This is a genomic window from Deferrisoma palaeochoriense (genome assembly GCF_054656955.1).
In genome coordinates, this window is record NZ_BAAHXI010000039.1 from 19,086 (window position 1) to 39,265 (window position 20,180).

The window sequence follows — 20,180 nt, forward strand, 5'->3', positions numbered from 1 at the left end:
CAACCCTCCGTGTCCTCCGTGCCCTCCGTGGTTTTCTCCCCGGGCCGCGCCCCGCCGAACTCACGTCGCGGGAAGCAGGATCCGGAACGTCGTCCCCTTGCCCAGGGCGCTTTCCACGCGGAGGTCGCCGCCGTGCTGCTGCACGATGCCGTAGGCGGCCGCAAGCCCCAGGCCCGTGCCCTTCCCCACCTCCTTCGTGGTGAAGAAGGGGTCGAAGATCCGGTCGAGGTCGCCGGGGGGGATGCCCTTCCCCTCGTCCGTGACCTCGATCACGGCCCACTCCTTGCTGTTCTCGTCGATCCGGCCGGTGGCGAGGACGAGCCGCCCCCCTTTGGGGCCCATGGCGTCGCGGGCGTTCGTGGCGAGGCTCACGAGCACCTGCCGGAGTTGCTCGGGGTCGGCGTGGACCAGGGGCACCCGGCCGCCGGCCCGCACCTCGAGGCGGACCTCCTCGCCCAGGGTGGGCCCGAGCAGGGCGGCCGTCTCCTCCACCAGCCGGTTGGGGTCGAGCCGGCGCTTCACCAGGACCTGGCGCTGGCTGAAAGCCAGGAGCCGCCGGGTGAGGGCGCCGCCCCGCTCGGCCGCCTCCACGATGGTCTGGAGGCGGCGGGCCTCGGGATGGCCGTCTCCCAGACGGCGGATCGCGAGCTCCGCGGCCGAGAGCACCGCCGCCAGGAGGTTGTTGAACTCGTGGGCGATGCCGCCCGCGAGCTGGCCCACGGCCTCGAGGCGCTGGGCCCGCAGGAGCTGCTCCTGGAGCACCCGGTTTCGCTCCTCGGCCTGCCGGTGGGCCTCGATCTCCCGCTCGAGCTCCACGTTCGCGTCCTCGAGCCGGCGGTGGGACTCCTCGAGCCGGTCGAGCATCCGCCGAAAGGCCTGGCCCAAGCGGGCCACCTCGCCGGTGCCCCGGGCCTCGGGCCGGCGGCTCCAGTCGCCGGCCGCCACGGCCTCGGCCACCGCGGTCAGCCCCTCCAGGGGGCGCAGGACCCGCGCCACCAGGAACACGGCCAGAAGCCCCGCCCCCACCACCACGAGCCCCGCGAGCCCCACGGTCTGGAGCATCAGGGCCCGGGCCGCGGCCCCGAGGGGCCCCGCGTCGATCCCCACGTGCACCGCGGCGAGCCCGTCGAGCACCGGCTCGGCCGCGTGGACCACCTCCCCCTCGGGGGTCCGGAGCCGGCGGATGCCCGCCGAGGGGGCCACGGACCGGAGGGCCTCCGGCACCCCGGCCTCGAAGGTGTGGGCGAGCACCCCGCCCGCCCGCTCCACGTAGGCGTACCGGACCCCGGGCTCCTCCTCACGGGCCTCGGCGAGGAGCATCGCCAGCCGGAACCGGTTCTCGGTGAGCACCGGATCGGCCACCTCCCGGGCCAGGTGCCGGGCCACCGTGAGCGCCCGCAGTTCGGTCTCCCGGGCGAACTGCCGCCGCACCGACACCGCCGTGAGGGCCACCCAGGCCACCCCCACGAGCAGAATGAGCCCAACGGCCCCGAGCTCCAGCCGGTGGCGGAGCGTCACGGCCGCCCCTCCCGGGCCTCGAGCCAGGCCCGCATGGCCCGGATGCCGTCGTAGGCCGCGTCGTCGCCCGGCACGAACCGGTCCACCCCCATGCCGGAGAGGATCCGGCGGCCCTCCGGGTCCTCGTGGGCGTGGAGCAGGGCGTCCCGCACCCGGCGCACGAGCTCCGGGCCGGCCCCCCGCCGCACCACCACCGGCGGGATGCCGTAGGGCGACGAGCGCCAGATCACCCGGCAGCGGGCCGCCACGTCGGGTTCCCGCCGGGCCAGGTAGTGCCAGATCAGGCTGTCCACGGCCGCGCCGTCCACGAGCCCCCGGGCCACCGCCCGGATCGAGGCGTCATGGGCGTGGGTGTACACCACCTCGCCGAAGAAGGTCTCCGGGGTCTCCCCTCGCTGGGCGAGTTCGTAGGTGGGCACCAGGCACCCGGAGTTGGACAGGGGATCGGTGAAGGCGAACCGCTTGCCCCGCAGGTCGGCCAGGGTGTTGGCGGGGCTCGCCCGGGGCACGAGGATGTAGGAGTGGTAGACGGTCTTCCCGTCCACCACGGGCACGGCCAGGATCTCCACCCCGAAGGCGTCGTGGGCCTCCACGTAGGGCCGGCCGCACACGAAGGCCGCATCCACCTGGCCGGTTTTCAGAAGCTCGTTCGTCTCGGCGTAGGTACCCCGGTCCACCAGGTCCACGGGCCGGCCCAGTTTCCCGCCCAGGTACTCGGCCAGCTCCCGGTAGTACCGGAACCCTTCCTTGGGGGTGATCATCGAGCCCAGGGCGATGCGCAGGGCGGGCTCGCGGGCCGGCTCCTCGGCGGGCGCCTCGGCCGCCGGCCGGGCCGAGAGGTCCACGAAGGGCTCGTCGCCCCCCGAACAGGCGGCGAGGAAGAGGAGCAGTGGGATGAGCAGGCGGGCCGCGGCGCCGGCCGGCCGTGGGACCTGAACCCCCGGCACACGGCCCCGGGATCGTGCGGCCACGGCGCGGGCCGCCGGACCGGCGACCGCCGACCGATGACGGTGGACCGAAGTTCCTTGGAAACGCATGTACCGCCCCCTTTCGACGCGGGCTGCCGGCGGGGCACACCGCCCCGGCCTCCTATCGGCCCGCACCCCGTGGATCTTGATGCGCGCGGGGGAAGTCCCGGGGCCCTACCCCCCGCCCCCCGCCGAGAGCTCCGCGGCCCGGGCCACCTCCTCGAGCGCGGCCCGAAGCCCCGGGGTGGGCACGAAGGCGCAGCCCTCGGCCGGGCTCACCCGCCAGCCCTTGCGCTCGCGCACCACCTCGATCCAGAGCTGCTGCTCCAACAGCGGCTCCACCACCACCGCCCGCACCAGGGCCTTCGCCCGGCCCGGATCGTACACCACCTCCTTGAACGCCACCGTGGCCTCGCCCCGCACCGTGCGGGGCGCGAACCGGTCGGGGTCGAACCCGCTCACCGGAACCTGGATCACCTCCACCTCCTCGGGCACGGGCACCTCGGGGTGCCGCTCCTTCACGAGCCGGATCTCGTGGAACCGCTCCTGGCCGCCCCCCACCCACTTCTCCTCGAACCGGGTGCCGAACCCGGGTCGGATCTCCCGGCGCTCGGCCCGCAGCGGCCCGCCCCGGGCCTGCTCGCAGATCCAGTCGGCGTAAGGGCCGTGGTCGGTCACCAGGTACACCTCGGCCCCGTCCCGGAGCCGGGAGGCCACGAGCTCCTGGAACGCCCGGCCGAAGAGCCTCCGGCCCTCGTGGCGGTCCTTGGGCCAGGGGTCCAGGAACAGGGCCACCACCCGGTCCAGGCTCCGGGGCCCCGCCACACGGTGGAGCACGAGCCGGGCGTCGGCGAGCGTCCCCCGCACGTTCCGGCACCCGGCCCGGCCGCACCGTTCCAGGGCCCGGGCCAGCCGGCCCCACTGGAGCTCCACCCCCAGGTAGTTCCGGTCGGGGTGGGCCCCGGCCTCCCGGGCCAGGCGCTCGCCCGTGCCGGGTCCGATCTCCAGTTCCACCGGGCCGGGCCGGCCAAAGAGGTGGGCCCAGTCCTGGGGCCGGCCGAGCCGCCACCAGGGCACGAACCCCGGAGGCACCGGGAAAAACGTGCGCCGGCTCCCGCCCACCCTAGCTCCCCTTGAGGTCCTGGAGCACCCGCTCGGCGTGGCCCTTGGCCTTCACCTTGGAGTACACCCGCTCCACCTTCCCGTCGGGCCCCACCACCACGGTGGTCCGCAGCGCGCCCATCGTGACCTTGCCGTAGGCCTTCTTCTCCCCCCAGGCCCCGCAGGCCTCGTGGAAGGCGTGGTCGGGGTCGGAGAGAAGCGGAAACGTGAAGCCGTGCTTCTCCCGGAACCGGGCGTGGCTCGCGAGGCTGTCGCGGGAGATCCCGATCACCCGTGCGCCCAGGTTCTCGAACTCCCCGAGGCGTTCCTGGAACTCCAGGGCCTCGGCCGTTCACCCCGAGGTGTTGTCCTTGGGGTAGAAGAAGAGAACGGCCCGGGCGCCCCGGAGCGTCTCGTTCGTCACGGTTTCGCCGGTGTCGCTTTCCAGGGAGAACGGGGGCAACGGATCGCCGGGCCGGAGCATGGGGCACCTCCTTTGGAACGGTTCGCGGAAAGGGCGCAGGATACCCCAATCGCGGGCCCGGGGGTAAGGGCGCTTGTGGCCCCAGCCCCCGCCGTGGTACAGGATGCGGCCGCCCGGAGAACCTCGGTCGACGGTGTTCGGTCCCCGGTCGGCGGTCGATCGGAAGACCGGAGCCGGGCCCCCCGAGGCGGGTACGCCGGAGCCCCTCCCATCTCTGGGGGCAGTTGAACCAAACCGAAGAACTTGGAGGTCCCCCAGGGCCCCTTGGGGGTCCCGCTACGCAGGGCAGTAACGTCCGAGTCAGGGTTCAGGGTGGGAGCGGCGACCGTGTCAGGTGTCAGAGGACAGAGGACAGGGGGTTTCTGACATCTGACCTCTGAATTCTGATCCCTGATGCGGCAGCCGCTGACGTCGGAACCTGGAAGGTTTTCCGCCGCCTAGCCGCCATGCTGCCTAGCCGTCCAGCCTCCTAGCTTCGAAAGGCTTCCCATGCGCAGCTACGAATCCCGCTACCGCGACCTCACCCCCCGGTCCGCCGCCCTCGACCGCCGGGCCCGGGCCCTCATGCCCGGCGGCATCAGCCACAACCTGCGCCGGTTCGACCCCCACCCCGTGTACGCCGCCCGGGCCGAGGGGGCGCGGGTGTTCGACCCCGACGGCAACGCCTACCTGGACCTCTGGATGGGCCACTACGCCATGATCCTGGGCCACGGGTTCGCGCCCGTGCGCCGGGCCGTGGAGGAGGCGCTGGCAGGGGGCTGGCACGTGGGCATGCCGGTGGAGGCCGAGGTGGACCTGGCCGAGCGGCTCCGGGCCGCCGCGCCGGTGCTCGAGAAGATGCGGTTTTGCACCAGCGGCACCGAGGCCACCATGTACGCCGTGCGCCTCGCCCGGGGGTTCACCCGCAAGCCCTGGATCCTCAAGGCCGCCGGGGGCTGGCACGGGGCGAGCACCGATCTCTCCTTCGCGGTGAAGCCCCCGTTCCGGGGCGCCGAGGGACCGGGGCTCCTGCCGCCCCGGGAGCAGGGGGTGGACCTCATCGCCTTCAACGACCTCGAAGCCACCGAACGGGTGGTGGAGGCCCACCGGGGGGAGATCGCGGGCATCATCGTGGAGCCCATGCTGGGCTCCGGGGGGTTCCTCCCCGCCGACCCGGCCTACCTGCGATACCTCCGGGAGGTGTGCGACCGGGAAGGGGCCGTGCTCATCTTCGACGAGATCATCACCGGGTTCCGGTTCCGGTACGGCACCCTGGCCGACGACTACGGGGTGCGGCCCGACCTCACCACCCTGGGGAAGATCGTGGGCGGCGGGTTCCCCATCGGGGTGTACGGCGGCCGGGGCGAGGTCATGGACGCGGCCGACCCCCTCCAGGCCCGGGCCCCGGACCGGCCCGTGCTCGTGGGTGGGGGCACCTTCAGCTGCCACCCGGCGACGCTGGCCGCGGCCCTGGCGACCCTCGACGCCCTGGAGCGGGCCGCGCCCGAGCTCTACCCGGCGCTCGCCGACCGGGGCGAGCGGCTCCGCCGGGGCATCGAGGAGCGGTTCGCGGCCGCCGGGCTACCGGCCGCCTGCACCGGCCGGGGCAGCCTCCTCATGACCCACCTGCTCCGGGGCGACGACCGCGACCTCCGGAGCCCCGCGGACCTCGCCGCCAGGACCTTCGCCCCTGTCAAGGACCGGGAACTCCGGCTCGCCCTGCTGACCCACGGGGTATCGGCGGTCCACGGCGGCGGCGCCCTGTCGGCCGCCCACGGCGAACCCGAGCTCGCCCAGCTCCTCGACGCCTACGCCCGCGCCGCCGAGGACCTGGCCCGGGAGGGGTTCGAGAGGGAGTAAAAGAACCTTCGAAGGGTTCGCCGGGGGCGGGTGGGGGACGGGTTCCGGCCGTTTGGATCCCGCACCACCCGGCGGGGCCGACGGCGCAAGCGGCTGCACCCTCGTTCCGGGTCACGGCGAACCAGAGTTTCCCCGGTTGACGGAATGGGCGACCCCTGGCATATACCTTGGTATATACTTGCCTCAGGCGCGGAGGGCCCCATGCAAACCGCGAAGCTGTTCCGAAACGGTCGGAGCCAGGCGGTCCGGCTGCCCCAGGCGTTTCGGTTCGAAGGGGACGAGGTGTTCATCAAGAAGGTCGGGGGCGTGGTCCTCCTCATCCCCAAGGACGACCCGTGGCGGGAGTGGGCCGAAAGCCTTCACGAATTCACCGACGACTTCATGGCGACCCGGGAGCAGCCCGAGCAACCCCGCCGCGACGATCTGTGATCCGGTATCTGCTCGACACCAACATCTGCATCTACCTCATCCGGGAGAAACCGGAGCCCGTGATCCGGCGCTTCGTCCGCCTTCCGGTTTCGAGCGTCGGGATCTCCGCGGTCACGTTGAGCGAACTCGAATACGGGGTCGAAAAAAGCTCCCGCCCGGAACAAAACCGGCTCGCCCTGACCCGGTTTCTGGCCCCCCTGGAAATCCTGCCCTATGACGACGAGGCGGCCCGGACCTACGGCCGGGTCCGGGCCCACCTGGAACGGCAGGGGACACCCATCGGCGCCCTCGACACCCTCATCGCGGCCCACGCCCTCGCGGTGGGCTGCACCCTCGTGACGAACAACGAACGGGAGTTCCGCCGAGTTCCCGGGCTCCGGATGGAGAACTGGGCGGCTTAGCGCCGGTCCACCCGCCGGAACCCTCCGGCTTCGATCACCTCGAAGCCCGGGGCCAGGGCCGCGTCGAGGAGGAGATTGAGGCCCAGGTTGTCCGAGGAGATGTGGCCGGCCAGAACCACGTTCAGGTGGTGCTTCTTGGCCTCCTCCACGTGCTCCTTGGACAGGTGCATCCCGACGATGGTCGAGACCTCGGTGGAGTGGGCGAACTTCTCGTACATCTCCTTGGCGCCCTCGGTGCCGCCGGTCATGTCCACGAAGATCTTGCCCGCCCGGTTCTTCTTGTCGCCCGCCACGATCACCGGGCCGGTCTGCTCGGCCCGGGCCCGACGGTACTCGGGGATGCCGTGCAAAAGGTCCAGGACGTCGGCCAGGGTGCGCGGCTGCTCCCGCTCGAAAAGGTCCGTGAGGAACGTGGCCACGCAGTTGTCGGCCGGGGTGTGGACGCAAACCAGGGGCACGCCCAGGAGCCGCGCCGCGTCCACGGCGCGCTGGTGGTTCACGGGCTGGATCCGCTCGGAGACGTCCCGGAGCCGCGGCCCGAGGATTCCCTCTGCCTGGCCCACGGGCACCCCGAGCCCGGCGTGGATGCCGGCCTGGATCCGCATGACCTCGGGCAGCTGGGCGAGCGCGTGGCCCCGGGGATGGTGGGCCACCACGGCGTCGAGCCGCCGGCCCTTCTCCCGGAGCCGGTCGGCCAGCAGAAGCTCGTCGCCCTCCACGTCCACGGCCACCATGACGGCCCCCAGCTCGGTGGCGGGGTCGCCGTGGAGGATACGGGTGTCGGCGTAGGGGTTTTCGAGCCGCTCCCGGTCGAAGAACTCCCGGTCGGCCTCGGGCAAGGCCTCCCACTCCTTGGCCGCGGCGGCGAGATCGGCCTCGGCCTCGGCCCGGCCCCGGGGGTCCCGGTCCATCCCCACCTCCACGGCCTTGCGGTAGAACTCCTGAAGGGTCATCAGGTCCTCCTTTTGTTTGGGCTGGGCGGCTGGGCTGCCTGGCGGCTGGGCCGCCGAACGGCTCTTTGCCCCCAGCGTTACCAACATCAACGGAAGGGTTGTCAGAGGCCCATGGTTGCTACGGCAACCCGCGGGTGGGGGGCTGGTGGAGAGCCGGGTGCGGCCCCTCACGTCGCCGCGCCCCACGAGGCTTGGATTGCTCTTGAGGTTCCGGAACTTCCGCTGCCGGCGCCCCGACCTGCCGAGTCGGCAACGGCATGCAAAGGCGCGGCGAAAAGGGTGCCGCACTCGCGCCCGGCCGGGACCAGCCCCCCACCCGCCTCGGGCAGTCCTTTCGAAGGTATTCGTAAGTTCCGGCACCGGGAGGCCGAGGGAAGGGGCAACCTCCCGGCGACTCCTTTCGGGCCCCCTGCTGCCAAGCCGCCTCGCCGCCTGGCCGCCCAGCAGCTCCGTCCTCCGTGGTTCGTAACTCCTTACAGGATGCGCCGTCTCGCGCGTTCGCCGCAACCTCGAGGCGGCCCGGGGTTCCTTGACCACCCCCCACCCCTCCCCTAGAATCCTTTCGCGCTGCGCGCGTGTCCTGTGGGGAGAGACTCCATGCGCACCCTTCTCGCCGTTCTCCTGGCCCTCTCGATCGCCCTCCCGGCCGGCGCCTTCGACCGCATCCGGGTCGTGACCACCCTGCCCGACCTGGCCGACTGGGTCCGGGAGATCGGGGGCGAGCGGGTGGAGGTGCGGTCCCTGATCACCGGCCTCGAGAACCCCCACACCTACGAACCCCGGATCTCGGACGTGAAGGCCGTGGCCGGAAGCCGGGTGCTCGTGATGGTGGGCCTGGGGCTCGAGGAGTGGGTCAAGGGGCTCGTGGAAAACGCCCGGAACAGCGAGCTCGAGGTGATCGAGGCGGCCCGGGGCGTGCCGGTGATCCAGGGGCACGAAGACCACCACGGGGAGGCCGGAAACCCCCACGTGTGGCTCGACCCCGGCCGGGCCGAGATCATGTGCCGCAACATCGCCCGGGGGCTGGAGACCGTGGACCCGTTCCCCGGCGATTACTACGAGCTGCGCTACCAGGACTACCGGCGCCGGCTCCGGGAGACGGCCCAGCGGATCCGGGAGCGGGTCCGGCAACTCCCCGACCGGCGGTTCATCGCCTACCACCCGGCCTGGCCCTATTTCGCCGAGGGCCTGGGGTTCGAACTCGTCGGGGTGATCACGGAGATCCCGGGCCAGGAACCCTCGGCCCGGGGCCTCGCCGGCCTCATCGACCGGATCCGGGACGAGAAGATCCGGGTGCTCGTGACCGAACCCCAGCTCTCCTCCAAGATCCCGGAACTCCTCCGCCAGGAGACCGGGATCCGGGTCATCACCCTGAGCCCCCTGCTCGGCGCCTCGCCGGCCCGGTCGTACCTGGAACTCCTCGAGCAAAACGCCTCCGCCCTGATCGAGGCCCTCGCTGGGACCCAGCCGTGAGCGAGCTTCCCCTCGCCCCTCCCCCGGCCATCCGGTTCCAGGGGGTGACCGTGAGCTACGACGGCGTCCCAGCCCTGGAGGACGTGAGCCTCGAGATCCCGGCCGGGGCGTTCCTCGGGGTCATCGGGCCCAACGGCTCCGGGAAAACCACCTTCCTCAAAACGATCCTCGGCCTCGTGACCCCGGTGGAGGGCCGGGTGTACGTGGGCGACGAGTGCTGCCACCACCTCACGCGCATCCGCCGGGAGATCGGGTACGTGCCCCAGGCCTCCAAGGTGGACCCCAACGCCCCGTTCCGGGTGATCGACGTGGTGCTGATGGGGCTCTACCCGGCCCTGGGCCCCTTTCGCCGGCCCGGGAAGGAGGGGCGGCGCCGGGCGCTCGCGGCGCTCGAGGCCGTGGGCATGGAGGGGTTCGCCCACCGGCCGGCCGGCCAACTCTCGGGGGGCCAACTCCAGCGGGTGGCCATCGCCCGGGCCCTGGTGCGCGAACCCCGGATCCTCCTGCTGGACGAGCCGTTCACCGGGCTCGACGTGAAGAGCCAGCGGGCCGTGCTGGACCTGGTGGTGCGCACACACCGGGAGCGGGGCCTCACCACGGTGCTCGTGACCCACGACGTGAACCTGGTGTACCCCCACCTGGATCTCGTGCTCGCCCTGAACCGGCGGGTGTACGCCTACGGCCCGCCGGGCGAGGCCCTGGTGCGGGAGACCCTGGAGCGCATGTACGGGGCCGAGGTGCTCGTGCACGAGGCCGAGGGCCGGCCGTTCGTGTTCGCCGGGGACCACCACCATGGGTGAGATGTTCTCCTACGCCTTCGTCCAGCGGGCCCTGTTGGCCAGCCTGCTCGTGGGCACCTCGTGCTCGCTCGTGGGGGTGTTCGTGGTGCTCCGGGGGCTTGCGTTCATCGGTGCCGGCATCGCCCACGCCGCCTTCGGGGGGGTGGCCCTGGGGTTCCTCCTGGGCTTGAACCCGCTCGTGACCGCCGTGGGGTTCTGCGTGGCCACGGCGAGCGCCATCCACGCCACGAGCCAGGCGGGGCGCATCCGCATGGACGCCTCGATCGGGATTTTCTACGCCCTCACGATGGCCCTGGGCATCCTGTTCGTCGGGCTCATGAAAACCTACGACGCCCGGCTCTACGGATACCTCTTCGGGAACATCTTGGCGGTCACGGCCACGGATCTTCGGATCATCGGGCTCCTGACCCTGGCCGTGGCCGGCACGGTGGGGCTTTTTTTCAAGGAGTTCCAACTCCTCTCCTTCGACCCCGAGGTGGCCGAGGCCCTGGGGCTCTCGGCCGGGCGGTACTCGTTTCTGCAACTGCTCCTGGTGAGCCTCACGATCGTGCTGAGCCTCGACGCCGTGGGGGTCATGCTCGTGTTCGCCCTCATCGTGACCCCGGCCTCGGCCGCCTACCAGCTCACCTACGACTACCGGGCCCTGTTCGGGCTTTCGGCGCTCTTCGGGAACCTCTCGTGCTTCCTGGGGCTCGTGCTCTCCTACGGGCTCGACGTGCCGAGCGGGGCCACCATCGTGCTCACGGCCACCGGGATCTTCTTCGTGTGCCTCGCCCTTTCCCCCAAACGCCGGAGGAGCGCCCCATGACTCTGACCGACCGCGCCTGGACCGAGCTCGGGCGGATCTTCCCGGCCGACCGCCTGAGCCGGGGGCCCTCGGTGCTCGATCTCCACAGCCGGGACGAGTCGTTCCACGCGCCCCGCCGGCCCGAGGCCGTGGCCTGGCCGGTCTCGACCGACGAGGTCCGCCGGGCCCTTCTGTGGGCCGGGGAGCACGGGGTGCCGGTCACCCCCTGGGGCGCGGGCACGAGCATCGAGGGAAACCCCATTCCGGTGCGGGGCGGGCTGGTGCTCGACTTCGCCCTGATGAACCGGATCGTCGAGGTGCGGCCCGAGGATTTCCTGGTCACGGTGGAGCCCGGGGTGCTCTACACCGACCTCAACACCGAGCTGAACCGCCGCCGCACCGGGCTCTTCTTCCCGCCCGACCCCGGGGCGGCCGCGAGCGTCGGGGGCATGGTGGCCAACAACGCCTCGGGCATCCGCACCGTGCGCTACGGCCCCACCCGTCGGTTCGTGAAGCGCCTCGAGGTGGTGCTGGCCGACGGCCGGGTGATCGAGACCGGGACCCTGGCGCCCAAGACCTCGTCGGGCTTGGATCTGGTCGGTCTCTTGGTGGGAAGCGAGGGGACCCTCGGGGTGTTCACCCGGATCACCCTGGAACTCGCGCCCCTTCCGCCCGAGGTGCTCACGGCCCTCGTGCCCTTTGCCGACGCGGCCCCCGCCACCCGGGCCGTGGCCGCCATCATGGGCTCGGGGCTCGGAGTCGCGGCCTGCGAGTTCCTGGACCTCCACACCGTGCGGGTGGTGGAGCGGGCGGCCCGGCTCGGGCTACCCGACCGGCCGCTCCTGTTCCTGGAGTTCCACGGCACGAGCCGGGCCGGGCTCGAGGCCGACGCCGGTCTCGTGGAGGAGATCTGCCGGGCCGAGGGGGCCCAGGCGTTCGAGGCCGGCATCGGCCCCGACGAGCGGGCCCGGCTCTGGGACGCCCGCCACCGGGCCTACCGCACGATCCGCGAGGCCCACGTGGGCGAGGGCATCCTCATCGTGGACGCGGCCGTGCCCCGGAGCCGCTACCCCGACCTCGCGGCCCGGGCCCGGGAGATCCTGGACCGGCGGGGGCTCACCGGGTACATCTTCGGCCACGCCGGCGACGGGAACCTCCACTGCCTGATCCTGGGCCGTCTCGGGGACGAGGCCCTGTGGACCTCGATCCACGAGGCCAACGCCGAGATCGTGGAGGCCGCCCTGGGGCTCGGGGGCACGGCCACCGGGGAACACGGGGTGGGCCTGGGGAAGCGCCGGTTCCTCCCCCGGGAACACGGGGCGAGCCTCGACCTCATGCGGGACGTGAAGCGCCTCTTCGACCCCCGGGGTCTCCTGAATCCGGGGAAGATGTTTCCAGACGGCTAGGCGGCTAGGCGGCTGGGAGGCGTAACCCCTTTATTCGCTGCCGGTTACAGAAAAAAAATCGGCAGGGCGGAGCGGGGCCTCGCCCGGGAAGTTACCGGGGTGCGGGGGCGGTCGCGGGGGCCCGGAGCTTGCGTCGGGCCGCACCGATTTGGGAACCATGGCAACCGCCTCCCGACGCTCCGGCGACTCTTCAGGCCGCAACTTCATACCGGACGGCCCTGCCAGACCGGGGGAGTTTCCATGGACGCGCTGAAGGCCCATCTGGGCACCCATCTTTTCGACCTCGTGCCGGAACCCGTGTTCGCCTTGGATCCGGAGGCCCGGTTCCTCCTGGTGAACTCGGCCGCGGTCCGGTACCTGGGGCGGCCGGCCGAGGAGATCGTGGGCCGGGAGGTGGGGGAGCTCTTCCCGCCGGACCAGGCCGGCCGGCAGCGGGAGGTCATCGCCCGGGTGGTGGCCACGGGAGAGCCGTTCCTCGAGGAGCGGGTCACCCCGATCGGCGAGGAGACCTTCGTGTTCCAGTACGCCCTGTGCCGGGTGGACGGCCCCGACGGCGCTCCCCTCGGGGTGCTCGGCATGGTGCGGGACGTCACGGCCCTGGTGCGGCTCGAGCGCTGTTACGCCGAACTCTACGAGCGGGCCACCGATGCCCTTTTCGGCATCGACCGGGAGGGGCGGATCCGGGTGATCAACCGGGAGGCCGAGGAACTCTCCGGGTACCGGCGCGACGAGGTGGAGAGCCTCCACTTCTCCGAGGTGGTGTTGCCCGACGAGGTGGAGCGGCTCAAGCGGTATTTCGAAGCCCGGGTCCGGGGCGAGGACGCCCCCACCCAGTACGAGGTCCGGTTCCTCCACAAGAGCGGCGAGGAACGCTGGGCCGAGGTCCGGATCTCCCGGGAGACCTCGAGCGTGGGGGCGTTCCAGGCCTCGGTCCGGGACATCACCGAGCGAAAGAAGCTCGAATCCCTCCGCCGGGAGTTCCTGCACCTCGTCGGCCATGACATCAAGACCCCGCTCACGGTGATCCAGGGGTTTGCGAGCGCGCTTCGCTCCGGCGCCTACGGGGAACTCCCCGACCCCCAGCGCCAGTGCGTGGAGCAGATTCTCGACGCGAGCCGGCGGGTGGCCTCGATGGTGGAGCGGTTCCTCCTGGCCGAGCGGCTTGCGCAGGAGGGGGCCTGGACGCCCCAGCCCGGGCCGGCCCGCACGGTGTTCGAGGCCGCGGTGCGGGGGTTCGGGCCCCGAGCCCGGGACCGGGGGGTGGATCTGCGGATCGAGGCACCGGTGCCGCCGGACGTCGAGGTGGCCGACGCCGAGGGGTTCCGGCACGTGGTCGAGAACCTGGTGTCCAACGCCGTCAAGTTCACGCCCGAGGGGGACCGGGTCGAGGTCCGCCTGCAGCCCGACCAGGACGGGCTCCGGCTCACGGTGGCCGACACCGGCCGGGGCATCCCGGCCCGGGATCGCGACCGGCTCTTCGAGCGCTTCTACCGGGCGTCCAACGCCGGCGGCACCTCGGGCTCGGGCCTGGGGCTCCACATCGTGAAGCTGCTCGTGGACCGCGCCGGGGGCCGCATCGAGGTGGACTCGGAGGAGGGCCGGGGCACCACGTTTCGGGTGTGGCTCCCCGCGGCTCCCCGCGGGTAGGTGTTCCCGCCGCCCCTCCCGACGTACGCTCCGATCCCCACCGATGCGCCTTGTCTACCGATCGGTTGACCCGATCCTCGCCGGGCCGCCATACTCGCCTCCAGCCGACCGATGAACCCGAGGAGAAGGAGACGCACCGTGTCCGACGAGATCGTGAAGAAGACCGCCGAGACCGCGAAACTCTATTTCGAGGGGGTGGAGGGCGAGCGGCCCTACGAGCTGTGGAAGACCTTCGACAAGGGGCTGGCCCGGGATCTGTCGCTCTTCATCACCGGCCAGATGTACGCCCGGGAGAAGATCCCCCACAAGGTGCGCCAGATGGTCACGGTGGCCGCGCTCACCGTGCTCGAGAAGACCGAGGAACTGGAACTCCACCTCCACGCCGGGCTCAACGTGGGCTGCACCCCCCGGGAGCTGGCCGAGGTGATCTTCCAGACCGCGGTCTACGGCGGGGTCCCCGCCATGAACCAGGGCCTCAAGGCCCTGCGCCGGGTGCTCCAGGCCCGGGGCCTGTGGCCGATCCCGGACGAGGGGTAGGCCGGCGGTGGCCCGATCCAAGACGCCCGACGCGCAACGGGCCGAGCCCCGGCCGGGCTCGGCCCTGCTGAACAAGGTGAAGCTCGCCGTGGCCATGGGGATCGCGGGGCTCATAGCGGCGTTCGCCGTGCGGGGCCTCGCGCCGGCCTACACGGGGCTGGTGCTCCTCCTCATGGCCGTGGGGGTGCTCTCGGCCCTCACGGCGGCCGGCCCCACCTTCGACGCCCGGTGCCCGGCCTGCGGCCGGCCCATCGCCTTCACCCGGGCCCTGGGCCAGCGGACCCTCCCCTGCCGCCGCTGCGGGGCGAGACTGCGCCTCCATCGGGACGAAGCGGGGTGGCGCCTATCGCGTCATCCCTGAGGCCGAGCTCCCCCTTCGAAACAGGGGCCGCTGGCTTCCCGTCGACCCCGCAAAGATCCTGCCGCCCCCCGGGACCCGTTCCCGATCTGCGCCGGGAATCTGAGCCCCACACCTTCCGTCTCGGTTCGCGGCTCCTCCCTTCCATCGCCTCCGCCCATGGACAGGCCATACCCCATAGAAATTTCCCGTTTGTCGCCGTCTTTTCGTTTCCGGATCATGCAAAGGGCTGCGGAAGTCTTGTCAGATCCAAGGCCATGCCGCCGGCGCGCCGGGCGGGGGTGTCCGAGGGTGGGTTCGCAGCCCTTCGCAAGAGCGCTGACTTCCGCGTCATCTGACCCCGGAAGCAGACGGGGTGGGTTCCCCGCTCCACCGCAGGCCGGAGGTCTTTGCTGAGAGCGCGAGCACTACAAAAAGGAGGGACGGGAATGGATCGGAAGCAGTTTTTGGCCGCCGCGGGCGCGGCGGGCCTGGCAGGCCTGTTCGGCGCGCAGGCGTTCGCCGGCATGGAGAACAAGGGAAAATACGTCTTCGTCCTGACCCACGGCGCCGACGACCCCAACCGGGCCGTGTTCGGGCTCCTCATGGCCCAGGTGGTGGCCAAGAAGAAGTGGGGCAGCGTGCACGTCTGGACGACCCTGCACGGCGCCGAGCTCGCCCACAGGGACAAGGCACCCCGCATCGAATCCCCGGTGTTCAAGAAGTTCGGCGCCGCCCTCGAGATCCTCGAGGACCTCCGAGAACGGGGGGCCACCTTCGGGGTATGCCCGCCCTGCGCCGAGTATTTCGGGGCGACCGGCGAGGACAAACTCCCCTTTTTCGAGAAGGCGGGGGGCGACTGGCTCATGGAGAACATCCAGGGCGCCTGGGTCCTTTGGATGTGACCCCCTCCGCCCCGATCCGGCGGGCTGGGGAGGGCGTGGGGAGGATGTTCCCCCTCACGCCCTCCCCACGAAGTGGCCGTCGCGGGTGTCGACCCGGATGCGGGTGCCGGGCTCGATGTAGGGGGGCACCTGGACCGTGAGCCCGGTTTCCAGGACGGCGGCCTTGGTCTGGGCGGTGGCCGTGGCACCCTTGATCGCGGGGGGCGCGTCCACCACCGCGAGCTCCACCACCTGGGGCGGCTCGACCCCGACCACCCGCCCCTGGAAGAACCCCAGGGCCACCTCGAGCCCCTCGGTGAGGTAGCCGCGCACGGCCTCGAACAGCTCCCCTCCCACCTCGTACTGCTCGTAGGTTTCGAGGTCCATGAACACCCCGGCCTCCCCCGCCGCGTAGAGGTACTGGCCCTTTCGCCTCTCGAAGTCGGCCCCGTCCACCGGGTCGCCGCCCCGGAACGTGCGGTCCAGCACCTGGCCCGTGAGGAGGTTTCGGTACCGCACCTTCACCATGAGGTGGGCCCCCCGGGCCGAGGGGGCCTGCTGCTGCACCTCCAGCAGCCGGCAGGGCGCCCCGTCCACCAGGATCACCTGGCCCCGCTTGAGTTCCGTCGCCTGCGGCATGCCACATCACTCCCTATTCCAGTTTCGGGTCGTTTTCCGTCCCGCCGGTCTCGTCGGACGCACCCGGTTCACCGGGCGAGGGCACTTCGGGCCCAGCTCGCGAGCTCCTCTGGCGGGTGAAACCCCTCGGCCACGGCCGGACCCAGGAAATGGGTGGGCACGGCCCGAACCCCCCGGCTTCGGGCCTCGGCCCAGGCCGCCTCCCGGGCCGGGGCGTACCGACCGCTCCGGACGACCTCGTCCGCCTCCCCGGGGTCGAGGCCCGCCGCCCCGGCGATGGCCCGCAGCACGGCCGGACCGGCCAGGTTCCGCCCGCCCGCGAAATACGCCCGGAACGCCTCGGCCCGAAACGCCTCACCCCTCCCCCGCTCCTCGGCCCAGAGCCCCAGCTCCTGGGCCCGCCGGGTGTTGAAGGTGTGGGTTCGGTCCCCCACGGGGAGCCCCAGGGCCTCGGCCACCGCCCGGACCCGCGCCATCATGGCTCCCACGTCCACCCGCCCGCCGAAGAGGTCCGCAAGGGAGAGGCCCTCGTCGGGCACCTCGGGGTGGAGGGGAAAGGGGATCCAGCGGACCGTAAGCCCCAGTTCCCGCTCGAGCGCGGCGACACCCACGGTGTCGAAGTAGCACCAGGGTCAGACGTAATCGAAGAAGATCTCGAGGGTGGGCATGGGAATCCTCCACGGGCCGGGAAACAGGGCGGCGAAATGGCGCGCGGACTCGACCGCGGCCGCTGGCACCACACCCTGTATCCCGGGAGCGGCGATCGCCGCGCCGCTCCAAGACCGGAACGGGCCGCCCCATAGGGCGGCCCGTTCCGGCGCGGCCTCTCGCAGACCCTACCCCTTTGGGGGCAACTTTTCCTTGAACCCGATGCGGGGAAACGGGTTCACCACGCTCGACGCGACGTTTTTGAGGTGGGCCGTGATGCGCTTGAGATACCGGGCGTACAGGGCCAACGCGGCCGCGTCGGCCGCGGAGAACTCGCCGTTGTCCCCGCCCACGAGGCCATGGACGATCCGGTCGCAGGTCTCCCCCACCTCGGACCGGTAGGTGGCCATGAGTTCCCGCGCTCCCTCCACATCGTGGTTCCGGAGCACCTCGATGGTGCGGGAGAACCGCTCCTTGAGCTCCGCCTCGATCTCTTGGAGGTCGGCCTCGTACGGGCCGGCCGCCAGCGTGTCGGGATGGTGGCGCGCCAGGTCCACGATGTTCTTGCAGTAGTCGCCGATCCGCTCGATGTCGATAATGATCGACACAAGCACCAGGGCGCTCGGCAGATCGGCCGTGCCGGCCACGGCGCAGTGGGTCATGACCTTTCGCCGGACGTCCCGCTCGTACTTGTTGACCTGGCGGTCCATCTCGCGGATCTCGGCCGCGAGCTCCCGGTCGTCGCTCTCCCGGAGGATCCGAACCGCCTCCAGGAACATCTTCCGGTCGATCTCCAAGGCGTCAAACGATTCGTTCCACGCCTGGTCGAGTAGGCTTTGGGACTTCCAAATCTTGATCAGCTCTTTCCACATGGGTCACCGGGTCGCGAGGATTAAAGCGAGGGGGATGAGGAAGAATACCACGAGAACGTAGAGGACGGGCACCCATTTCCGGCGGACCGCCTGGCCGGCCAAGGTGCGGGCCAGGCGCAAGGGGATCCGCCGCACCGGGGGCAGCACGTTCAGGGCCACGATGCCGCACACGTTGAAGAGCAGGTGGGCGAACGCCGTGGTCACCGCGGCCGTGAAATGCTCCTGCACCGCAAGCGATGCCAGGATGGCCGTGATCGTGGTGCCGATGTTCGCCCCCAGGGTGTAGGGGTAGACCTGCTCCAGGGTCAGGAGCCCGGCCCCGGCGAGAGGCACGATCACCGAGGTGGTGATCGAGCTGCTCTGCACTGCGATGGTCAGGAGGATGCCCACCACAAACGCCGTGGGAGCGTTGCGGAAGATGGTCCGCTCGAAAAACCCGGCCGCCCGGTCCATCACCATGCCCCGCAGGATCGCCGACATGTACTTGAGGGAGACGAACAGCAGCACCGCCGCCAGCACGACGATCAGGGCCGCCTGGAGGAGTTTCGCGTCGGTGACGGCCCCTGCCCCGTGTACGAACAACTTGACCGCCGGCTTCACGACCGCCTTGAGGGGGCTGTGGAAGTGCAGGTCCGCCCCGCCGGTCACCACCCCTGCAAGTCCGTGGGCCAGGTGACTGAGGAACCCGGTGAAGTACTGGAGCGGAAACAGGATCAGCACCGAGAGCAGGTTGAAGAAATCGTGCACCGTGGAGGCGGCAAAAGCCCGTTCGAACTCGCTGGTGCGGGAGATGTGGCCCAGGCTCACCAGGGTGTTGGTGACGCTCGTGCCGATGTTGGCGCCCATGATGATGGGGATCGCCGTTTCCACCGGCATGCCGCCGGCCACGAGGCCCACCACGATCGAGGTGGTGGTGGAGGAACTCTGGACGAGCGATGTGGCAAAGATGCCGATGAAAAGCCCGGTCAGGGGGTTCGAGGCGAACCCGAAGATCTCTTTGGCGAATCCCTTCCCGGCCAGCTTGAAGGCGGCCCCCACCATGCCGATGCTGACCAGGAAGAGGTAGAGGAGGCCGAGGACGGCCAGGACGCCGAGCACCCGTCGGACGCGTTCGCTCACGGCTTCTCCCTCGGGGGTGGAGAGGAGGGGGCGGAAAGGTCCGCGCGGAGGATAGGAGAATCGGGACTAAATTTCCAGGGTGGATTTCGCCCGATCAAACCGTTTGGCCGAGCCACCGGCCGACGGCCGCGATCTGGTCGGGGGAACGAAGGGCCGGGGCGTGGCCCACGCCGGCGAACTCCACGATCTCGACGCCGGGCCTTTCCGCCATCCGGGTCGCCACCTCGGCCGGAAGCACGTCGGACTCCCGCCCCCGCACGACGAGCACCGGGCAGTGCACCGCCGCCCAGGCGTCCCAGAGCTCCACGTCCTCGAACGGTCCTTCTCCCAAGGCGGCGCCGATGGCAGGGTCGTAGTGGAGGGCGTACCCGCCCCCCGGGACGGGCCGCACGCTGTGGCGGGTGAGCTCGGCCCAGTCGCCGTCGGGGAGCGGGCCGAAGGGGGCATGGACCCGGCGGAGATAGGCCTCGGCCTCGGCAAGACTCCCGAACCGGGGATCGGCGCCCGCGTAGGACGCGATCCGCTCCAGGGCCGGCGCCGGCACCTTGGGGCCGATGTCGTTCAGGACCAGGCGGCGGAGGGGCGTTCCGGGTTGGGCCGCAAGCATGAGGCCAAGAAGCCCCCCCATCGAGGTGCCCACCCAGTCCACCACCCCGGCCTCCGCCCGCGCCAACAGACAGGCCAGGGCCTGGAGGTACACGGGGTAGGCGTACTCCGCCGGCCCCGAGAGCCAGTCGCTCCGGCCCCGACCGGGCATGTCGGGGCACAGCACCCGGTAGCGGCGTGCCAGGGCCCGGGCCAGGGGATCGAAATCCCGGCCCGTGCGGGTGAGCCCGTGGACGCACACCACCACCTCCGGGTTCTCCGGGTCGCCCCACTCCCACACGGCGAGGCGCCGGAACCCGCTCGGGGCCAGGTACCGGACGAAATGAAGGCGGGGTTCCACGTCAGTCCGAGAGGAGTTTTCCCGCCTTCGCGATGTCGTGGCGCGGGTGGTCGGTGAAGATCACGGTCACCGCCTCGGGGGGGCACCCGGTCACCTCCACGATGACCTCGGTCACCCGGCGGGAGATCTCGCGCTTCTGCTCCACGGTGCGGCCTTCGAGCCAGTCGATGTTCACGATGGGCATGGGGTTCCTCCTTGTGATTTCCGCTGGAACGCTGGGAGGCTGGAAGGCTAGAAAGCTTCGCGATTCCATATTGATACTAATACCTTCAAAAGTATTGCCGGGCGCGAGTGCGGCACCCGATCGCCGCGCCTTTCCATGCGGTTGTCGGCTCGGCAGGGCGGGGCGTCGGTGGCGGACGTTCCGGATCTTTCAAAGCGATCCGGGCGTG

The 20,180-nt window shown here is 71.2% G+C and carries 21 protein-coding genes and 1 pseudogene; 11 read left to right on the forward strand and 11 right to left on the reverse strand.

All coding sequences use genetic code 11. The features are described 5' to 3' along the window. Positions 1–60: 60 nt before the first annotated feature. The 4 genes from ACYQ8L_RS11610 to ACYQ8L_RS11625 all read right to left on the reverse strand — a co-directional run bounded on the left by ACYQ8L_RS11610 (position 61) and on the right by ACYQ8L_RS11625 (position 4,071). A complete protein-coding gene (locus ACYQ8L_RS11610) occupies positions 61–1,518 on the reverse strand; it encodes an ATP-binding protein (protein WP_459941965.1) in 1,458 nt (485 codons plus the stop codon). Next, on the reverse strand, positions 1,515–2,555 hold the full coding sequence (locus ACYQ8L_RS11615; RefSeq protein WP_459941966.1) for a substrate-binding domain-containing protein: 1,041 nt from the start codon (positions 2,553–2,555) through the stop codon (positions 1,515–1,517). The genes ACYQ8L_RS11610 and ACYQ8L_RS11615 overlap by 4 nt, the downstream gene beginning before the upstream one ends. A 105-nt stretch (positions 2,556–2,660) precedes the next feature. Further along, positions 2,661–3,608, reverse strand: coding sequence for a tRNA (guanine(46)-N(7))-methyltransferase TrmB (trmB, locus tag ACYQ8L_RS11620; RefSeq protein WP_459941967.1), 948 nt, complete (start codon positions 3,606–3,608; stop codon positions 2,661–2,663). A 1-nt stretch (position 3,609) separates the two neighbouring features. Continuing rightward, positions 3,610–4,071 carry a peroxiredoxin gene (locus ACYQ8L_RS11625; protein ID WP_459941968.1) on the reverse strand — a complete coding sequence of 154 codons (462 nt, stop codon included), beginning with the start codon at positions 4,069–4,071 and terminating at the stop codon, positions 3,610–3,612. A 489-nt stretch (positions 4,072–4,560) separates the two neighbouring features. On the opposite strand from ACYQ8L_RS11625, the gene ACYQ8L_RS11630 reads away from it, so the two are divergent. The 3 genes from ACYQ8L_RS11630 (at position 4,561) to vapC (ending at position 6,740) form a co-directional block, all read left to right on the forward strand. Continuing rightward, a complete protein-coding gene (locus ACYQ8L_RS11630; protein ID WP_459941969.1) occupies positions 4,561–5,910 on the forward strand; it encodes an aspartate aminotransferase family protein in 1,350 nt (449 codons plus the stop codon). Between the two features lie 201 nt (positions 5,911–6,111). Beyond that, positions 6,112–6,339 (forward strand): type II toxin-antitoxin system antitoxin VapB, encoded by a 228-nt coding sequence (gene vapB, locus ACYQ8L_RS11635; protein ID WP_459941970.1) that lies wholly within the window; start codon positions 6,112–6,114, stop codon positions 6,337–6,339. Then, complete coding sequence (vapC, locus tag ACYQ8L_RS11640; protein WP_459941985.1) at positions 6,339–6,740, forward strand: type II toxin-antitoxin system tRNA(fMet)-specific endonuclease VapC; 402 nt, start codon at positions 6,339–6,341, stop codon at positions 6,738–6,740. The genes vapB and vapC overlap by 1 nt, the downstream gene beginning before the upstream one ends. Here the strand turns inward: vapC and ACYQ8L_RS11645 are convergent. Further along, positions 6,737–7,693, reverse strand: a complete 957-nt coding sequence (locus tag ACYQ8L_RS11645) for an NGG1p interacting factor NIF3 (RefSeq protein ID WP_459941971.1) — start codon at positions 7,691–7,693, stop codon at positions 6,737–6,739. The genes vapC and ACYQ8L_RS11645 overlap by 4 nt on opposite strands. A gap of 597 nt (positions 7,694–8,290) precedes the next feature. Here ACYQ8L_RS11645 and ACYQ8L_RS11650 point away from each other — a divergent pair. The 8 genes from ACYQ8L_RS11650 (at position 8,291) to ACYQ8L_RS11685 (ending at position 15,585) form a co-directional block, all read left to right on the forward strand. Continuing rightward, positions 8,291–9,166, forward strand: a complete 876-nt coding sequence (locus ACYQ8L_RS11650) for a metal ABC transporter substrate-binding protein (RefSeq protein WP_459941972.1) — start codon at positions 8,291–8,293, stop codon at positions 9,164–9,166. Next, positions 9,163–9,966, forward strand: coding sequence for a metal ABC transporter ATP-binding protein (locus tag ACYQ8L_RS11655; protein ID WP_459941973.1), 804 nt, complete (start codon positions 9,163–9,165; stop codon positions 9,964–9,966). The genes ACYQ8L_RS11650 and ACYQ8L_RS11655 overlap by 4 nt, the downstream gene beginning before the upstream one ends. Continuing rightward, positions 9,959–10,774, forward strand: a complete 816-nt coding sequence (locus ACYQ8L_RS11660) for a metal ABC transporter permease (RefSeq protein WP_459941974.1) — start codon at positions 9,959–9,961, stop codon at positions 10,772–10,774. Before ACYQ8L_RS11655 ends, ACYQ8L_RS11660 begins: the two co-directional genes overlap by 8 nt. Next, positions 10,771–12,159 carry an FAD-binding oxidoreductase gene (locus ACYQ8L_RS11665; RefSeq protein ID WP_459941975.1) on the forward strand — a complete coding sequence of 463 codons (1,389 nt, stop codon included), beginning with the start codon at positions 10,771–10,773 and terminating at the stop codon, positions 12,157–12,159. Before ACYQ8L_RS11660 ends, ACYQ8L_RS11665 begins: the two co-directional genes overlap by 4 nt. Positions 12,160–12,399: 240 nt before the next feature. Then, on the forward strand, positions 12,400–13,806 hold the full coding sequence (locus ACYQ8L_RS11670) for a PAS domain-containing sensor histidine kinase (RefSeq protein WP_459941976.1): 1,407 nt from the start codon (positions 12,400–12,402) through the stop codon (positions 13,804–13,806). A gap of 138 nt (positions 13,807–13,944) precedes the next feature. Continuing rightward, positions 13,945–14,343, forward strand: a complete 399-nt coding sequence (locus ACYQ8L_RS11675) for a carboxymuconolactone decarboxylase family protein (protein WP_459941977.1) — start codon at positions 13,945–13,947, stop codon at positions 14,341–14,343. Positions 14,344–14,350: 7 nt separating this feature from the next. Continuing rightward, complete coding sequence (locus ACYQ8L_RS11680) at positions 14,351–14,704, forward strand: hypothetical protein (RefSeq protein WP_459941978.1); 354 nt, start codon at positions 14,351–14,353, stop codon at positions 14,702–14,704. Positions 14,705–15,129: 425 nt separating this feature from the next. Continuing rightward, entirely contained in the window at positions 15,130–15,585 is a 456-nt protein-coding gene (locus tag ACYQ8L_RS11685) for a DsrE family protein (protein ID WP_459941979.1), read from the forward strand. Between the two features lie 54 nt (positions 15,586–15,639). Here ACYQ8L_RS11685 and efp read toward each other — a convergent pair whose 3' ends face one another. The 6 genes and pseudogenes from efp to thmT all read right to left on the reverse strand — a co-directional run bounded on the left by efp (position 15,640) and on the right by thmT (position 19,972). After that, the gene (gene efp / locus ACYQ8L_RS11690; protein ID WP_459941980.1) at positions 15,640–16,203 is read right to left on the reverse strand and encodes an elongation factor P; all 564 of its coding nucleotides are present in this window, start codon (positions 16,201–16,203) and stop codon (positions 15,640–15,642) included. Positions 16,204–16,271: 68 nt separating this feature from the next. After that, positions 16,272–16,823: pseudogene (locus tag ACYQ8L_RS11695) on the reverse strand (DsbA family oxidoreductase); the annotation flags it as partial. A 216-nt stretch (positions 16,824–17,039) separates the two neighbouring features. Further along, on the reverse strand, positions 17,040–17,723 hold the full coding sequence (locus ACYQ8L_RS11700; protein ID WP_459941981.1) for a PhoU domain-containing protein: 684 nt from the start codon (positions 17,721–17,723) through the stop codon (positions 17,040–17,042). 3 nt (positions 17,724–17,726) lie between these two features. Continuing rightward, complete coding sequence (locus tag ACYQ8L_RS11705; protein ID WP_459941982.1) at positions 17,727–18,842, reverse strand: Na/Pi symporter; 1,116 nt, start codon at positions 18,840–18,842, stop codon at positions 17,727–17,729. Between the two features lie 94 nt (positions 18,843–18,936). Further along, positions 18,937–19,788: an alpha/beta fold hydrolase gene (locus ACYQ8L_RS11710; RefSeq protein ID WP_459941983.1), complete on the reverse strand. Its 852-nt coding sequence runs from the start codon at positions 19,786–19,788 to the stop codon at positions 18,937–18,939. Between the two features lies 1 nt (position 19,789). Further along, a complete protein-coding gene (gene thmT, locus ACYQ8L_RS11715) occupies positions 19,790–19,972 on the reverse strand; it encodes a 2-hydroxymuconate tautomerase (protein WP_459941984.1) in 183 nt (60 codons plus the stop codon). Between the last annotated feature and the right edge of the window lie 208 nt (positions 19,973–20,180).

What these genes read in the sequence shown, in the direction of transcription:
- ACYQ8L_RS11630 (WP_459941969.1), top strand. Translation starts at nt 4,561, where the DNA reads ATGCGCAGCTACGAATCCCGCTACCGCGACCTCACCCCCCGGTCCGCC.
- ACYQ8L_RS11685 (WP_459941979.1), top strand. Translation starts at nt 15,130, where the DNA reads ATGGATCGGAAGCAGTTTTTGGCCGCCGCGGGCGCGGCGGGCCTGGCA.
- ACYQ8L_RS11615 (WP_459941966.1), bottom strand. Translation starts at nt 2,555, where the DNA reads ATGCGTTTCCAAGGAACTTCGGTCCACCGTCATCGGTCGGCGGTCGCC.
- vapB (WP_459941970.1), top strand. Translation starts at nt 6,112, where the DNA reads ATGCAAACCGCGAAGCTGTTCCGAAACGGTCGGAGCCAGGCGGTCCGG.
- ACYQ8L_RS11650 (WP_459941972.1), top strand. Translation starts at nt 8,291, where the DNA reads ATGCGCACCCTTCTCGCCGTTCTCCTGGCCCTCTCGATCGCCCTCCCG.
- ACYQ8L_RS11660 (WP_459941974.1), top strand. Translation starts at nt 9,959, where the DNA reads ATGGGTGAGATGTTCTCCTACGCCTTCGTCCAGCGGGCCCTGTTGGCC.
- efp (WP_459941980.1), bottom strand. Translation starts at nt 16,203, where the DNA reads ATGCCGCAGGCGACGGAACTCAAGCGGGGCCAGGTGATCCTGGTGGAC.
- ACYQ8L_RS11665 (WP_459941975.1), top strand. Translation starts at nt 10,771, where the DNA reads ATGACTCTGACCGACCGCGCCTGGACCGAGCTCGGGCGGATCTTCCCG.
- ACYQ8L_RS11700 (WP_459941981.1), bottom strand. Translation starts at nt 17,723, where the DNA reads ATGTGGAAAGAGCTGATCAAGATTTGGAAGTCCCAAAGCCTACTCGAC.
- ACYQ8L_RS11645 (WP_459941971.1), bottom strand. Translation starts at nt 7,693, where the DNA reads ATGACCCTTCAGGAGTTCTACCGCAAGGCCGTGGAGGTGGGGATGGAC.
- thmT (WP_459941984.1), bottom strand. Translation starts at nt 19,972, where the DNA reads ATGCCCATCGTGAACATCGACTGGCTCGAAGGCCGCACCGTGGAGCAG.
- ACYQ8L_RS11670 (WP_459941976.1), top strand. Translation starts at nt 12,400, where the DNA reads ATGGACGCGCTGAAGGCCCATCTGGGCACCCATCTTTTCGACCTCGTG.